Genomic DNA, 14412 nt, shown 5'->3' on the forward strand with positions numbered 1-14412 from the left:
GTGCGCGCACAGCGGTCGCCGCTCAGGGCGCGTGCGCGTCGGCCGGAACCCCATTGAAGAACTCGACGACCCCGGTGGCCAGCGAATACTCGGCACCGACGACCATCAATCCCTCATCTTCGGTCAGTTGCTCCAGGATCTCCGAGCCGTGCCGCAGATGGCTGACCGAGACGCCGACGTTGGCCCGCACCGCATGCCGCACCAGTGCCTCCATGTCGTGCCGCAGTTCGGTCCTCAGCAAGCCCTCGACGGATGGGCGGACCCGGTCCACGATCGAACGCAGGTTGCGCGATTGGCTCGCCGTCGGCCGCTGCAACTCCTCCACGGTGGCGAGTACCGCCCCGCATTGCGAGTGCCCGAGCACCACGACCAGCCGGGTGAGGTACCGCTCGGCCGCGAACTCCACGCTGCCGATCTGGGACGGCGACACGATGTTCCCCGCCACCCGGATGACGAACAGGTCACCAAAACCCTGGTCGAAAACGAGCTCCGCCGGCACCCGCGAGTCCGAACAACCCAGCACGATCGCGAAGGGCCGTTGCCCCTGCGCCAGTTCAGCGCGCCGCGCATGACTTAAGAGTGGCTCGCGGCGCTGTTCGCCCGCGACAAAGCGCCGGTTTCCCGCGCGCAGGCGCCCCAGTGCCTCAAGTGCCGAAATCATCGCTGCCTCTCATCTTCGTTCCCACCGCTAAGATGCGGCGACTATTCGCCCGCGCCCCGCTGCGCGTCCAATCCGTCGGCTGGTCAGCGGGCGCTTGCGCGCGATCGAGGGCGAAGTGTAGACCATGTTCCGGACCTTAGGCGAACGCGGGCCAAGGCTGCGGGCGACCTGTCGCGAGCGCCCCGGCGCCGGGTACCGCGCGGCCGACCACCGTCGCCGCGCGACTTCAGGTCAGGGTGCTACACTGGGGTTAATGGCCGTAACTGCCCGTGGCAACATCTATGTCTCAGACCGTCCTTGCCGAAGGGCGCCGGGGCCGACTGGACCGGACGCCCGCTCCGCCGCCTGCCGGGCCCCCCTCCCAGGCCGGCCGCTGCTGCTCCGAGGAGGAGTACTGGAACACCTACTACCTCGAGTCCGACCTCCATTACGAATGGAACAACGGCCGCCTGGAGGAGAAGCCCGTGTCCGACTCTGCATCGAGGCACTGTCGGATAAGAAGCGCGCCGACAGCGAGCGCGACGCGGTGGTCAAGAAGGCTGAGTATGCCGCCGGGGGCGTCCCGGAGTATTACATCCTGCACCGCGAGCCCGAGCGTCAAGCCTTCTTCACCCGCACGGCCGCGGGGGTCTATGTCCCGCTCGCGCCCGCGCAGGGCCTGATCCACTCGCGCGTGCTGCCGGGGTTTGCGTTCCGCCTGACCGACCTCTGCCGCCGCCCCGACCACGACACCCTGCGCGATGATCCCGTCTACCGCGCCTTCGTGGTGCCCGGCTGGCAGGAGGCCGAGCGGCGGGCCGCGGCCGAGGGACAGGCCCGGGAGGCAGCCGAACGGCGGGCCCAGGCCGAAACCTCGCGCGCCGACACCGCGCAAGCCGCGTTGCGCCAGGCCGAAGCGCGCGCCCGGGCGGCCGAGGAGGTGCTCGCCCGCCTGCGGTCCCAATGACATCGTCCAGCGCAGCGTCCCGCCAAAGCCCCTTACCATAGCGCGCATCGCAGCGTTGCTACCTCCCGGAGCCGCAATGTCTGGCACCAGCGTGCCCCCGCCCGGGAGTCAAGCGATGCGCGCTAGCGCCGCGCCTTTCCCCAGGTATCCTTGAGCCCCACGGTCAGATTGAAGACCGGGCGTTGCGGCGTGCCGTCCGCGTCGGCGACGAAATAGCCCTCGCGCTCGAACTGGCAGCGCTCCCCGGGCGCCACCCCGGCGAGCGAGGGCTCCACCAGTACGTCGGTGAGCACGGTGAGCGAGTGCGGATTGAGATCGTCCAGGAAATTCCCGCCGCCCGCCCCCGGCACCGGGACACTGCACAGCCGGTCATAGAGCCGCACCTCGCAGGGCACCCCTTGGGCGGCGGCGACCCAGTGGATGACACCCTTGACCTTGCGTCCCTCCGGGTTGCGGCCCAGGGTGTCCAGGTCCGCGGTGGCGCGCAGTTCAATGACCTGCCCGTCGGCGTCCTTGATGACCCGCTCGCAGCGGATCACATAGGCGTTGCGCAGCCGCACCTCGCCCCCCGGGACCAGGCGCTTGAAGCCCTTGGGCGGCTCCTCGGCGAAGTCGTTGCGGTCGATCACGATTTCGCGTGCGAAGGGGACCTGGCGCGTCCCCAACTCGGCGATCTTGGGGTGGTTGTCGGCCGCCATCTCCTGGACCTGCGCCTCCGGGATGTTCTCGATGACGACCCTGAGCGGGCGCAGGACCGCCATGCGCCGGGGGACACTGGCGTCCAGGTCGTCGCGGATGGCGCTCTCCAGGAGCGCCATCTCCACCCGGTTGTCGGCCTTGGTCACCCCGATGCGCTCGCAGAAGTCGCGGATGGAGGCGGGCGTGTAGCCGCGGCGGCGCAGCCCGGCGATGGTCGGCATCCGCGGGTCATCCCAGCCGCTGACGTGCCCCTCGCTGACGAGCTGGGTCAGGAGCCGCTTGCTCATCACCGTGTATTCCAGATTGAGCCGGGAGAACTCGATCTGGCGCGGCTTGCAGGGAACCGAGACGTGGTCCACGCACCAGTCGTAGAGCGGGCGGTGGTCCTCGAACTCGAGCGTGCAGATGGAGTGGGTGATGCACTCCAGTGCGTCGGAGATGGGGTGGGTGTAGTCGTAGGTCGGGTACAGGCACCAGAGGCTGCCGGTCTGGTGATGGATCACCCCGTGGCGGATACGGTAGAGCACCGGGTCGCGCAGGTTGATGTTGGGGGAGGCCATGTCGATGCGGGCGCGCAGGCTGCGGGCGCCGTCCGGGAACTCACCGGCGCGCATGCGCGTGAACAGATCCAGGTTCTCCGCGATGGGGCGGTCGCGCCAGGGGCTCGCCCGGCCCGGCTCGGTCAGGGTGCCGCGGTACTGCCGGACCTCCTCGGCGTCGAGGTCACAGACATAGGCGAGCCCCTTGCCGATCAGCTCGATCGCAAAGCCGTAGAGCTGCTCGAAATAGTCCGAGGCGAAATAGAGCCGGTCGCCCCAGTCATACCCCAGCCAGCGCACGTCCGCCTGAATGCTGTCGACGAACTCCTCGTCTTCCTTGCTCGGGTTGGTGTCGTCAAAGCGCAGGTTGCAGGTCCCCGGGTAGTCCTGGGCCAGGCCGAAGTTGAGACAAATCGACTTGGCGTGCCCGATGTGCAGATACCCGTTGGGCTCCGGCGGGAAACGGGTGGCGATGCGCTGGTGGCGGCCGGCGGCTAGGTCCTCCTCGATGATCTGACGGATAAAATTGCTGCGCGGCGAATCGTTGGGGTCAGTCATAATGCTCGGGGTCGGCAGAAAAGGGACGGGCCAAGGGGAGTCCGTTGGACCTTGAGGGGGCTATTCTAGCGCCCCCGGGGCGCGACGGGGGCAGTAGCGGCATGGAACCTGCTGCGCCCGGCGGAAGTTTTGGGGCTGCCCAATCGCGGCCGACGCTCACTTGGAAACCTCTCGACCGGTCAGCTTCCGGAGTCAGGACCGTAGCGAGGGGACGGTAATCCGTCAGCGGGAAACGGTTGGGCCCCGCGCGCACGCATCTGGAGTCCAAGGCTTCAGCCTTGGCGCCACCCTCCAAGGCTGAAGCCTTGGACTCCAGGGACTTGGGCTGGCAGCGGCTACTTGCCCAGCCGCGACGCCAGGGAACGAGAGACTCACTCAAGGAATGCGGCATCGTTACTCGTTTGTAGCCGCTCAAGGTCCTCGGCGAGCTCGCCCCGAAGGTCCGAGGTTAATCCCTCTCCGAAGAAGAGCAGAATAAATGCCTTATCCCGGACAGTCAGGTCCGCACAGCCTGAAAGGTAAGGTGGACGAAGCTGAACTGGCGGTCGCCGATCTCCACCAGCAGCCCGGCGCGTTCCTGGACGAACTCGATGAAGGCGGTGGCGAGGTGATCAGGATCGGCAGGCGCTCGTCCTACTGATAGTTGAACGCCTCGCCATCGGCCCGGTGGACATAGCGTCGCTGCAGGGCCTCGGAGCGGCCTACCAGGGCGAGAAAGCGCAGCAAGGTGGTCTTGCCGGAGCCGGGGTCGCCGAGGACGACATGGCGCCCGCCGCGGGCGAGAAGTTCCTGCGGGTCGCGGCGGGCGACCGCACGGTCGTCCTCGTCCGCCCCCTCGGCGACCACGCAGAGTGGGATGAAGATGTTCTCCATCGGCACGTTGCGGGTCGCCTCGTCCTTGCGCATCGACATGCCGACGAACTCGATGCCGCCGTGATCGTTTTTCAGCGCCCGGTCATAGCGGGTGCGCTGCTGTTGGATGGTCTTGCGGCGGGCGGTGCCGTCGGCAAAGAGTTCGGGATAGTAATAAAGCCCGATGGCGGGGGTCTGGATGAAGAGTGACTGGATCTGGGTGTGGCCCCAGTGCTCCAGCTCGAAGGCGAGCTTGTGCTTGTCACGCAGGCGGGAGAACCAGGCGACATCGCCGCCGTCCTTGCGGGTGGCGGACTCGACCGGGTCCTGGGGGGTCACGAGTACCCATTTCGCGAGACCTGTCTTGTGCTCCTTCAGTTGGTCACGGGTCTTGAGCAGGGATGCTTCGATGTCCTTGCGATGGTCGGCGCTGAGCGGCGTCGGGTAGAACTTGTGCTGATAGCCCACCGCGATGCCTTGCGCACTCGCCTGAAAGGCGTCGAGACCGCGGAAATCACCGGCCCGGTCGTCGAACAGCGTCAGGTTCTCGCCCCGGCGGCGGGCGTCGTGGAACAACAGCAGGTTGACGACACGGGCGAACTCCTTGCCGCTGGCGGCGCTCTTCGGGGGCAGCAGGTCGTAAAGGGTCCGGGTCTCCGGGATGCCGCTCATGGGGTCTCTCCTGCTGCCGGTGCCCTGCTCGGGCCGCTGAGGATCAGAACTGACATTTATGTATTGGCCGTCGGTGCCCGGCCCAGGACTTGAGGGCCGACCGAACGCCGCGGACCGCGCGGCCAGGCTTTGCTACAGTAGGAGAGCGGCCGACCCGGCCGCGACCGACGACTCGAGGAGGCTCCCATGCTCGTGACCTTTGAAACCCAGGCCCATGCCAACATCACCATGTTCGGCGAGGTGGCGGTCACCCTGCTGAAGCTCATGGGCTTGAGCGGCACCGTGCCGGGGGCCCTGCTGGCGGCCGACGTGCCGGCCGCGCTGGAGCGGCTGCGCCAGGTCGTCGCCGAGCAGGCGGACCTGCCGCTCGACCCCGCGGGCGAGCCCGCCGCCAAAGACCATGGGGAAGAACGCCATGTGAGCCTGGGCCACCGCGCCCTGCCGCTGGTCAAGCTCCTCGAAGACGCCGCGGCGGCTGACCAGAACGTGATGTGGGATACCCCGTAGGGCGCACCGGCGGTCAAGGCTTTACCGCGATCGTGACCGGGCACCCAGGTATTTGTCGTGTGCGATCGAACCGTCAGGGCGGCGCCGAGAGATGGCGCAACCGCTGGGCGTTGTTCCCTACGCATGGGTCCGGGCAAAGTCCAACATGCGCTGGATCGGGATCACGGCGGCTTGACGCACGGCCTCGTCGATCGTGATCTCCTGATCCTGGGTGAGCAGGACGCGCTCCAGGCTTTGCAGCGCATTCATGGCCATCCAGGGGCAATGGGCGCAGCTCTCGCAGGTGGCGCCCTCACCGGCCGTCGGCGCCGCGATCAGGGTCTTGTGGGGGGCGAGCTGGTGCATCTTCCAGAAGATGCCCGCGTCGGTGGCGACGATGAACTCCTGGTTGGGCAGGTCCACCACGGCCCGGATCAACTGCGTGGTCGAACCCACCACATCGGCCTGGTCCACGACCTCGTCCGGGGCCTCCGGGTGCACCAGCACCGCCGCCTTGGGGTGCAGCCGGCGCACCCGCTCCAGGGCAAAGGACTTGAACTCCTCGTGGACGACACATGCCGCGTCCCACAGCAGCATGTCGGCCCCGGTCTGGCGCTCGATATAGTGGCCCAGGTGCTTGTCCGGCGCCCAGAGGACCTTCTGTCCCTGTGCCTTCAGGTGCCTGACGATCGGCAGCGCGATGCTGGAGGTGACCACCCAGTCGGCCCGCGCCTTCACCCGGGCGCTGGTATTGGCATAGACCACGACCGTGTGGTCCGGGTAGGCGTCGCAGAAGGCGGCAAAGGTGTCCGCCGGGCAGCCCTCGTCCAGTGAGCAGGTCGCCTTCAGGTCGGGCATCAGCACCCGCTTCTCGGGGTTCAGGATCTTGGCCGTCTCACCCATGAAGCGGACCCCGCAGACCACCAGGGTGCGGGCCTCACTGGCCGCGCCGAAGCGGGCCATCTCCAGCGAATCGGCGACACAGCCGCCGGTCTCCTCGGCCAGGGCCTGCAGGTCGGCGTCGGTGTAATAGTGGGCGACCAGGACGGCGCCCTGGGCGGCCAGCAGGGCGGCGATGCGCGCCTTGAGTGCGTCCGTCTCGCCCGCGCTCAACGCCGGCCACTGGGGGTGGGGCGGGACCGGGAGCGGGGGGCGGGGGGGCGCGGTGACGGGGGTGCTGCTCATGAAGTGGTGCTCGGCGGGGGCCGGTGGTTCCGGCAGGCATTGGAATAGGCCCATTATGCACCGACCTGCGCCTGTGGCTGAGCCCCGGGGAGGTCCGGCCCCCCATAGGAGCGGCCGCGGCTACGCTGTCCTGATCGTTGTCGTTGTCGTTGTCGTGATCGGATTGTTCGACAACGACAACGACAACGACGCCCGGTCCGTGCCTGCTCTGGTCGGCGGCCTGACCTCCGGTCGACACGAAGGCCCCCAACCGGGGTAGAATCCAAGGTGAGAACGATGACGTCCGAATCCTACTTGAGCGCTATCGGATCGCCACCTGAGCAGGAGGAACGTAAGATGTTCCACCATGAGAGCGCAGACACCGAACGCTTTGAGCAGGTCATCCTGCTCGCGGTGCGTCATATCATCGGCGGGGCCACCCCGCAGGCCTTCCTCACCTGGGCCGAAGCGGAGATCCCGGACTTGCTCGGGCTGTATGACCATGAGCTTGACGTGGTTGAGATCAGGCGCCTGGCCCAACTGCTCGCGACCTCCATCTGGAACGCCACCCCGCGCCCGGCGCTGGGATTCAGTACGCAGCCGCTGCCCTGTCCCCTGCCCGAGGCGCCCTGTCCCTGCGGGTCGGGGCAGCGCTACCGCGATTGCTGCGGCGGTGTCGATGACCTGCCGGAGCTCTCCAGCGAACTGATCTGGGAGTTGCTGCTCGACGAACTTCCCGAGCGGGCGCTCAAAGAGGCCCTTGACTCGGGGGCCATCCCCAGTCCCCTGCTCGCCCGCCTGGCAGACCGCTGGCTGGAGCAGGACCGGCCCGGGCGCGCCGTGACCCTGCTGGAGCCGGTCTTTGCCGGCCCCCTGGCGGACCTGGACGGTGACTACGAGCCGGCCTTCGACGTGCTGTGCGACGCCTATGACCGGCTCGATCACTGGCGCAAAAAGCTCGCCTTCCTGGAGCGCCTCTGCCACGAGGGCAGCCGCGCGCTGCAGGCCGCCGCCTGGCAGCGGCGCAGTACCATGTACCTCGACGAGGGGGACTTCGCGGGCGCCGAGCGCGCTTTCGCCGCGGCGCTGCGCAGCGACCCGGACAACCCCGGCACCGCCTTGTTGGAGATTACCCTGCTCGCCGCCCAGCACAAGGACGATCTGGCACGGGCGCGGGCGCGCTTCTGGCTGCATCGGCTGCGCCGCGTCGGGTACCGGGAGGAGGGGTTCATGGACTTCCTGGCCCAGGCCGTCAAAGACCCCCAGGAGGCTTTGGTCGACAGCCATGCCGACGCGCTGGACCCGATCCTCCTGGACCTGCACGACTGGGTGGCGGTGGCGACCGCCCGGCCCCTGCCGACCTATCGGGTGGCTCCGGTGCGTCCGGCGCGGGAGGTCGAGGCAGCGGGCCAACTCCCCCTGTTCGACGACGGGCAGGGGTTGGTGCGACGCCGTCCCCTGATGGTCTACAGCATCCCCGCCGAGTTGCGCCCGCCCCCGGCGGTGCGGCGTCTGGAGACCCTGTGGCGTGAGCTCTTCCCCGGCGGCAAGCCGCAATCCACCCAGTTGACCCTGGGCGATGAGGGGCGCGTCTGGCTGTCCGCCGAGTGGAGCGACTACCTGCTCGGCCATCCGGAGGCGGCCGACAGCCTGGAGTGCCTGGACGACCTGGCGTCGGCCCTGTACGAACACCCGGAGAGCGCGCTGCCCTGGATCGCCCACGCCCTGCTGCGGCCCCTGGTGGACCGGGCCTGGGCGCTCGTCACCTGCACCCTGCCGCCGGAGGTCTCCTACCACCTGCCCTGGACGCGGGAGCGCAACCGGCCGGCGTTGCGGCTGCTGTTCCGGCGCTACCTGTGTCAGCTCGATGAAGGCCAGCCCCAGGCCGCGGCGCTCACCATGGAGGCCCTGCTGCGGCTCAATCCGCAGGACAATCATGGGGTGCGGGCCGAACTCATGAACCACTACCTGCGCACCGGTGAGGACCAGCGGGCGCTGGCCCTGGTGCGCCGCTTCCCGGACGATCTGCTGGCGGACCTGGCCTACGGCGAGGTCCTGGCCCTGTATCGGATGGGCGAACAGGAGCGCGCGCGGGCCGCCCTGGGGACCGCGGTCGACCGGCTGCCGCGCATCCCCCGCTATCTGACCCGCAAACGCATCAAGCGGCCGCGCCTCAGCCCGCTCGGGGTCACCCCGGGCGGCGAGGACCAGGCCTGGATGTATCGGGAGGCCATGCGCGACGTCTGGGAGGCCGAGCCCGGCATCCTGCGCTGGCTCAAGCGGGTCACCGCCTGACCCGGGGCGCCGGGCCGGCGCGGCCCTTTGGCCTACTCGGGAACGGTTTACCAATTAAATTAAACCGTTTCGTCAGGGACTGCCTGGAGCGCCATTTTCGTTGTCGTTGTCGTTGTCGTTGTCGTAATCGACGTTATCGCAGCGTCCCGGATTCTCTCGCACCCCAAAGTGCATCGCTTCTCCGACTACGACTACGACAACGACAACGACAACGACAACGACAACGAGACAACGACAACGATTGTGTTCAACTTGTTCTCGATTCGTTACTCAACCCCAGAGGCAATGCAAGCACGATGGAAACCCTTTACCGCATCGTCTTCAACGGTGAAACGCTCCCCGGGCTGACCGCCGAGCAGATCGTCGCGGCCTTCGTCAAGCGCTTTCGGGTGCGCGAACAGCGCGCCCGGGAGATCGTCCTGGGCGGCAGCCGCACCGTGCTCAAGCGCGGCCTGGATCAGGCCAAGGCGCAACGCTACAGCGCCGCGCTCAAGAAGGTCGGTCTCCTGATCGTGCTGGAGCCCCAGCCCGAGAGCCCGCCCCCGACGTCGCAACTGTCGGTTGATCTGACCCCGAGCATCGACATCGGCCACAGCGAAATGGCCTCGTACTACGACGACACGCCCACCTCGCAACTGCTCTCGCAACCGGCCTCGGCACCCGCCTCGGGCCTGGCCGCCGACTGGTCACGCTGCCCCAAGTGTCGGCAGCCCACGGTCTCCCCCGTCACGGGGGTCTGCCAGGCGTGCGGGCTGGTGGTGGAGCGTTATCTCGCCCGGCGCGCCGAACAGGCGAGCGGGGCGGGCGCGGCCCACGGCGACAACCCCTATGCCCCGCCCGCGGCGGACCTGACCCCGCCCGCGATCGGTGGGCGCGGGGCGGCCCTGCGCCCACCGCGGGCGGTGTCCGCCGGCCGTGGCTGGGGCTGGGTGCGCGAAGCCTGGGGGCTCTTCAAGGGTCGGCCCTGGGCCTGGATCGGCGCCTTCCTGGTCTATGTCCTGATCTCCATTGTGCTCAACCTGGTGCCCTATGGCCTCGGCGGGCTCCTCATGATCGCGCTGGGTCCCATCCTGACCGGGGGCCTGATGATCGGCGCCCAGGTCCAGCAACAGGGCGGCGGCTTCCAGGTCGCGCACCTGTTCGCGGGGTTTCAGCGTAATCCCGGGTCCCTCGCCCTGGTCGGCGTCGCCACGTATGGGTTGGCCGTCCTGCTCCTGCTCGCCATAGCGCTGCTTGGGGCGCTCGCCGCGTATCTGCTTGCCGGCCCGGATTTCATCGCCGGGATCGATCACATGAGCTTCGATCCCAATCAGCTGGGACCTGAGAACATGGTGTTCGTGTTCCTGCCGGTCTTGCTCTTACTGCTGGTGTTCGTCCCCCTGGGAATGGCCACGTTCTTCGCCCCGGTCCTGGTAGCCCTGAACGAGGTGCCGGTTCTGCGCTCCTTCACCCTCAGTTTTCAAGGCTGTTGGCGCAACATCCTGCCTTTCCTGGTCTTTGGCCTGGCGGCCCTGGGTCTGTCGCTGGTCAGCATCTTGACCCTGGGCCTGGCCCTATTCGTACTGGTGCCGGTGCTGATCATCGCGACCTATATGGCGTATCGCGATATCTATTGTTACCGGTGACCATAAGTAACGAGTCAAGAACAAGGTCGTTGTCGTTGTCGTTGTCGTAATCGTAATCGTAATCGGAGAAGCGATGCAATTTGGGGTGCGAGAGAATCCAGGGCGCTACGATAACCTCGATTACGACAACGACAACGACAACGACAACGACAACGACAACGGCAACGGCAACGGCAACGACAACGACAACGACAACGACAACGACAACGACAACCATGACATGACGGTACGCACCGGTGCTCCGCAATCTTGATTGGGATGTCCCCCAGGGCAGATCACCGCTGCTCGCGGCCGTGCCAGATGCGCAGCACCACGACATGATCCCCTTGCACGGTGTAGCGCACGACATAGTCCCCGGCTACGAGATCCCGGGTATCGACAAGCTCTTCCACGGCCTGACCGAGCGCGGGCTGATCTTTCAGGAGGCGGATGAGTCGGCCCAGGCGCTTGCTCACGCGGGCAGCGGCCCCGGGATCGTGTCGGGCGATGAAGTCTCGCAGCCGCGTCAGATCGCGGGTCGCGCTCCGGGTAAACCGAAGCTGCATCAGAGCGGCGGCTCCCGCTCAGCGGGACTGCCCCAACTGTCCAGCCACGCCATCACTTCTTCACCTTCGATGACCGCTCCGGCTTGCAGCTCGTCCAAGGCCGCACGGGTCTCCGCGAGGCGTTGGGTGCGCTGCTCCTCGCGCTCCAGGTACTCGCGCAAGGCATCGTTGATGACCCTCCCCGTGGAGCGCCGCAGGCGGGTGGCAGTGGACTCCAGTCGCTTCATCATGTCGTCCGACACCTGGACGCTGGTCATGCTCATCGGGGTTCTCTCCGGGGGATCTGATGCGTGACATTGTATGTGCGGATGCGGTTGATCGGAACTCCGGCTCGCGGCAATGCAAACCGCCACTCGCGCGCCTGTGCCGCAAAAATTGTCTGCGGAGCACCCCAAGACTTCAAGGGTCGATGGCCGTTTTCGCTGCTAGCGTAGGCGCTTGCCAGGGCGCACCGGCCGCATGGCGGTAGTGCCGCCGGGGGCCATGGACGGGCCGGCGCGGCGCCGTCCCTCCGGGCTCAGGCCGGTCCCGGCCGGTTGGAAGGCGGGGATCAGGTGTCGCTTGCCGTTGCCGATCAGGTCGGCGCGGCCCATTGCCTTGAGTGCCGCGCGCAGCAGCGGCCAGTTCTCCGGGTCGTGATAGCGCAGGAAGGCCTTGTGCAGGCGCCGCTGGCGCTGGCCGCGCACCACGCTGACCCGTTCACCGTCCCGGGTGATGCGCTTTAAGGGGTTGCGGCCGGTATGGTACATGGCCGACGCGATCGCCATGGGGGTGGGCAGGAAGGCCTGGACGGCGTCCGGCCGGAAGCCGTTTTTCTTCAGCCACAGGGCGAGATTGAGCATGTCTTCATCGCTGGTCCCCGGATGGGCGGAGATGAAATAGGGGATCAGGTATTGCTCCTTGCCCGCCGCTTTGGAGAATTTGTCGAACAGCGACTTGAAGCGGTCATAGGTGCCGATGCCGGGCTTCATCATCTTCGACAGGGGCCCGGGCTCGGTGTGTTCCGGGGCGATCTTGAGATAGCCGCCGACGTGGTGGGTGACCAGTTCCCGGATGTAGTCGGGTGAGCGCACCGCCAGATCGTAGCGCAGCCCCGAGGCGATCAGCACCCGCTTGATGCCGGAAACCCGGCGCGCCGCCCGATAGAGCTCAATCAGGGGGCCATGGTCCGTATTCAGGTTCGCACAAATGGTCGGGTAGACGCAGGAAGGCTTGCGGCAGGCGGACTCGATCGCCCGGTCGCGGCAGGCGAGCCGCCACATGTTGGCGGTGGGGCCGCCCAAGTCCGAGACGGTGCCGGTGAAGCCCGGGGTGCGGTCGCGGACCTCCTCGATCTCGCGCAGGATGGAGGCCTGGCTGCGGCTCTGGATGATCCGTCCCTCGTGTTCGGTGATGGAGCAGAAGGTGCAGCCGCCGAAGCAGCCGCGCAGGATATTCACCGAGAAGCGGATCATCTCCCAGGCGGGGATGGGTGCGGTGCCGTAGCCCGAATGGGGGCGGCGGCTGTAGGGCAGTTCATAGACCCGGTCCAGTTCCGCGGTGGTGAGCGGGATGGGGGGGGGGATTGAGCCAGACCGCCCGGTCGCCGTGGCCCTGGATCAGGGCGCGGGCGTTGCCGGGATTGGTCTCCTGGTGGAAGACCCGGGAGGCGTGGGCGTAGAGCACCGGGTCGTCGCGCACCTGCTCGTAGGACGGCAGGCGCACGACGGTGCGGCCCCGATCCAGGTGGCGGGGGCGGTGGTGGAACTGGATAGGGACGGCTTCGGCTTCGGCCGCGGCCTGGGTGGATGCGCAGCCCGGCGCCGCCGCGGCATAGGGGTCGGGATGGGGCTCCACCGGGCCCGGTGGGTCGATCCGGCTCGAATCGATCTCGGTCCAGCCCGCGGGTATCCCGCGCACCATGAAGCCGGTGCCGCGCAGGTCGCGGAGGTCGGCGATAGGCTCGCCGCGGGCGAGGCGGTGGGCCGTCTCCACCAGGGCGCGCTCGGCGTTGCCGAAGATCAGGAGATCCGCCTTGGCGTCCACCAGGGCGGCGCGGCGCACCTTCTCCGACCAGTGGTCATAGTGGGCAATGCGCCGCAGGCTGGCCTCGATCCCGCCGATGATGATGGGGACCCCCGGGTAGGCCTCGCGCGCCCGCTGGGCATAGACGGTGACCGAGCGGTCCGGGCGCCGCCCGGCGGCGCCGTCCGGGGTGTAGGCGTCGTCCGAGCGTACCCGCCGGTCCGCGGTGTAGCGGTTGACCATGCTGTCCATGTTGCCGGCGGTGATACCGAAGAAGAGCGTCGGGGCCCCCAGACGCCGGAAATCGGCCACCGAGGTCCAGTCCGGCTGGCTGATGATGCCGACCCGAAACCCCTGCGCCTCCAGCAGGCGGCCGATGATCGCCATCCCGAAGGACGGGTGGTCCACATAGGCGTCGCCGGTGACGATGATGCAGTCGCAGGCGTCCCAGCCGAGCAACTCCATCTGCGCCCGCGACATGGGCAGTTCGGGGGCGGTCCCGAGCTTGTGCGCCCAGTGCCTGCGATGGGAAAAGATATCCGGTGCTTGGTCCACGATAGCGGTCGCCTAGGTGCGGGAAAGCCCGTCATTGTAGACCCGGGCCGGAGGCTGCAACCCTGCGTGCGCTGCCTGAACATTCGCATTCTTCATCGCGTCTTGCGAGTGGTCCGGCATCCCTCGGACCCTGAGACGCAAAATCGTCCTCATTCTCGGGATGCAATTGATTAAATCCACCCACGCAATGTTATCTGGCTGTTTTTCATAGTTATTGATAGTTGGCACGATGCCTGCTCATCTTCCGGCAAGCAGGAAGAATCAAAGCGACGCGAGCAGCACCAGGGTCGGACGCACAGCGGCCTCGCCAAGCAGCAAACGCACAGCAATGAAGGCCATGACCAGACGCACAGTGAAAAAACCGAAGAGTCGCAAGGACCCGGGTTTCGGACCGGCCGAACTCGCGACCACCGGGACAGGGATGACTTATGCGAGCACCACGGGCCCCCGGCAAACAGCTAGGTAATACAATACGCCGAGGACGCACGCATCAGGCCCGCCAGCCGTATCTGCCATCCAACCTTCGGGTTGTGATGGCTTTTCTTTTTTGTGCCGGCCCTGAACGCAGCGCCCTCTGCGGTCGCCGTAGGGTCCGCTGTGCGGACCACCGGCCGCGTACCGCGAAGCGCGATACCAGTATCCTGTTAATCCTGTCCATTTCCGAAACTCACGGATATTCTCCATTGGTATCGGGATCTGCGCGTCGCGGTACTAGCGGCAGGGTGCGATCGGAACTGGTGTGGTGACCGAGATCCCGGGTACGTTGTCGTTGTCGTTGTCGTAATCGAATAATCCGACCACGATTACGACA

14 protein-coding genes and 1 pseudogene are annotated in these 14412 nt (G+C 67.2%); 8 read left to right on the top strand and 7 right to left on the bottom strand.

Annotated elements, in window-relative coordinates:
* Positions 1–22: 22 nt before the first annotated feature.
* A complete protein-coding gene (locus QZY48_RS06335; RefSeq protein ID WP_295429143.1) occupies positions 23–661 on the bottom strand; it encodes a carbonic anhydrase in 639 nt (212 codons plus the stop codon).
* Between the two features lie 433 nt (positions 662–1094).
* On the opposite strand from QZY48_RS06335, the gene QZY48_RS06340 reads away from it, so the two are divergent.
* A complete protein-coding gene (locus QZY48_RS06340; RefSeq protein WP_295429144.1) occupies positions 1095–1607 on the top strand; it encodes a Uma2 family endonuclease in 513 nt (170 codons plus the stop codon).
* A 122-nt stretch (positions 1608–1729) separates the two neighbouring features.
* Here the strand turns inward: QZY48_RS06340 and QZY48_RS06345 are convergent, their stop codons facing one another.
* The gene (locus QZY48_RS06345) at positions 1730–3403 is read right to left on the bottom strand and encodes a glutamine--tRNA ligase/YqeY domain fusion protein (protein WP_295429145.1); all 1674 of its coding nucleotides are present in this window, start codon (positions 3401–3403) and stop codon (positions 1730–1732) included.
* Positions 3404–3881: 478 nt separating this feature from the next.
* On the opposite strand from QZY48_RS06345, the gene QZY48_RS06350 reads away from it, so the two are divergent.
* Positions 3882–4043: a hypothetical protein gene (locus tag QZY48_RS06350; protein WP_295429147.1), complete on the top strand. Its 162-nt coding sequence runs from the start codon at positions 3882–3884 to the stop codon at positions 4041–4043.
* Here QZY48_RS06350 and QZY48_RS06355 read toward each other — a convergent pair.
* Positions 4037–4927 carry a hypothetical protein gene (locus QZY48_RS06355; protein WP_295429149.1) on the bottom strand — a complete coding sequence of 297 codons (891 nt, stop codon included), beginning with the start codon at positions 4925–4927 and terminating at the stop codon, positions 4037–4039. The two genes, QZY48_RS06350 and QZY48_RS06355, sit on opposite strands and share 7 nt — an antisense overlap.
* A 186-nt stretch (positions 4928–5113) precedes the next feature.
* Between QZY48_RS06355 and QZY48_RS06360 the strand changes: the two genes are divergently transcribed.
* Positions 5114–5434, top strand: a complete 321-nt coding sequence (locus tag QZY48_RS06360; RefSeq protein WP_295429152.1) for a DUF1840 domain-containing protein — start codon at positions 5114–5116, stop codon at positions 5432–5434.
* Between the two features lie 117 nt (positions 5435–5551).
* On the opposite strand, the gene nadA is transcribed toward QZY48_RS06360, so the two are convergent.
* Positions 5552–6598 carry a quinolinate synthase NadA gene (nadA, locus tag QZY48_RS06365; protein WP_295429155.1) on the bottom strand — a complete coding sequence of 349 codons (1047 nt, stop codon included), beginning with the start codon at positions 6596–6598 and terminating at the stop codon, positions 5552–5554.
* 55 nt (positions 6599–6653) lie between these two features.
* On the opposite strand from nadA, the gene QZY48_RS06370 reads away from it, so the two are divergent.
* The 5 genes from QZY48_RS06370 to QZY48_RS06390 all read left to right on the top strand — a co-directional run bounded on the left by QZY48_RS06370 (position 6654) and on the right by QZY48_RS06390 (position 10750).
* Positions 6654–6857 (top strand): hypothetical protein, encoded by a 204-nt coding sequence (locus QZY48_RS06370; protein ID WP_295429158.1) that lies wholly within the window; start codon positions 6654–6656, stop codon positions 6855–6857.
* 77 nt (positions 6858–6934) lie between these two features.
* Positions 6935–8872 carry an SEC-C metal-binding domain-containing protein gene (locus QZY48_RS06375; protein ID WP_295429161.1) on the top strand — a complete coding sequence of 646 codons (1938 nt, stop codon included), beginning with the start codon at positions 6935–6937 and terminating at the stop codon, positions 8870–8872.
* A gap of 168 nt (positions 8873–9040) precedes the next feature.
* Entirely contained in the window at positions 9041–9220 is a 180-nt protein-coding gene (locus QZY48_RS06380; RefSeq protein WP_295429163.1) for a hypothetical protein, read from the top strand.
* Positions 9169–10497 (top strand): BPSS1780 family membrane protein, encoded by a 1329-nt coding sequence (locus tag QZY48_RS06385; RefSeq protein WP_295429165.1) that lies wholly within the window; start codon positions 9169–9171, stop codon positions 10495–10497. Before QZY48_RS06380 ends, QZY48_RS06385 begins: the two co-directional genes overlap by 52 nt.
* 85 nt (positions 10498–10582) lie before the next feature.
* Entirely contained in the window at positions 10583–10750 is a 168-nt protein-coding gene (locus tag QZY48_RS06390; protein WP_295429167.1) for a hypothetical protein, read from the top strand.
* Positions 10751–10772: 22 nt separating this feature from the next.
* Here QZY48_RS06390 and QZY48_RS06395 read toward each other — a convergent pair whose 3' ends face one another.
* The 3 genes and pseudogenes from QZY48_RS06395 to QZY48_RS06405 all read right to left on the bottom strand — a co-directional run bounded on the left by QZY48_RS06395 (position 10773) and on the right by QZY48_RS06405 (position 13601).
* The gene (locus QZY48_RS06395) at positions 10773–11042 is read right to left on the bottom strand and encodes a type II toxin-antitoxin system RelE/ParE family toxin (RefSeq protein WP_295429170.1); all 270 of its coding nucleotides are present in this window, start codon (positions 11040–11042) and stop codon (positions 10773–10775) included.
* On the bottom strand, positions 11042–11305 hold the full coding sequence (locus QZY48_RS06400) for a ribbon-helix-helix protein, CopG family (RefSeq protein WP_295429172.1): 264 nt from the start codon (positions 11303–11305) through the stop codon (positions 11042–11044). The genes QZY48_RS06395 and QZY48_RS06400 overlap by 1 nt, the downstream gene beginning before the upstream one ends.
* A 162-nt stretch (positions 11306–11467) precedes the next feature.
* Positions 11468–13601: pseudogene (locus tag QZY48_RS06405) on the bottom strand (YgiQ family radical SAM protein).
* Positions 13602–14412 lie beyond the last annotated feature (811 nt).

This window comes from uncultured Thiodictyon sp., from assembly GCF_903828115.1.
Lineage (GTDB): Bacteria > Pseudomonadota > Gammaproteobacteria > Chromatiales > Chromatiaceae > Thiodictyon.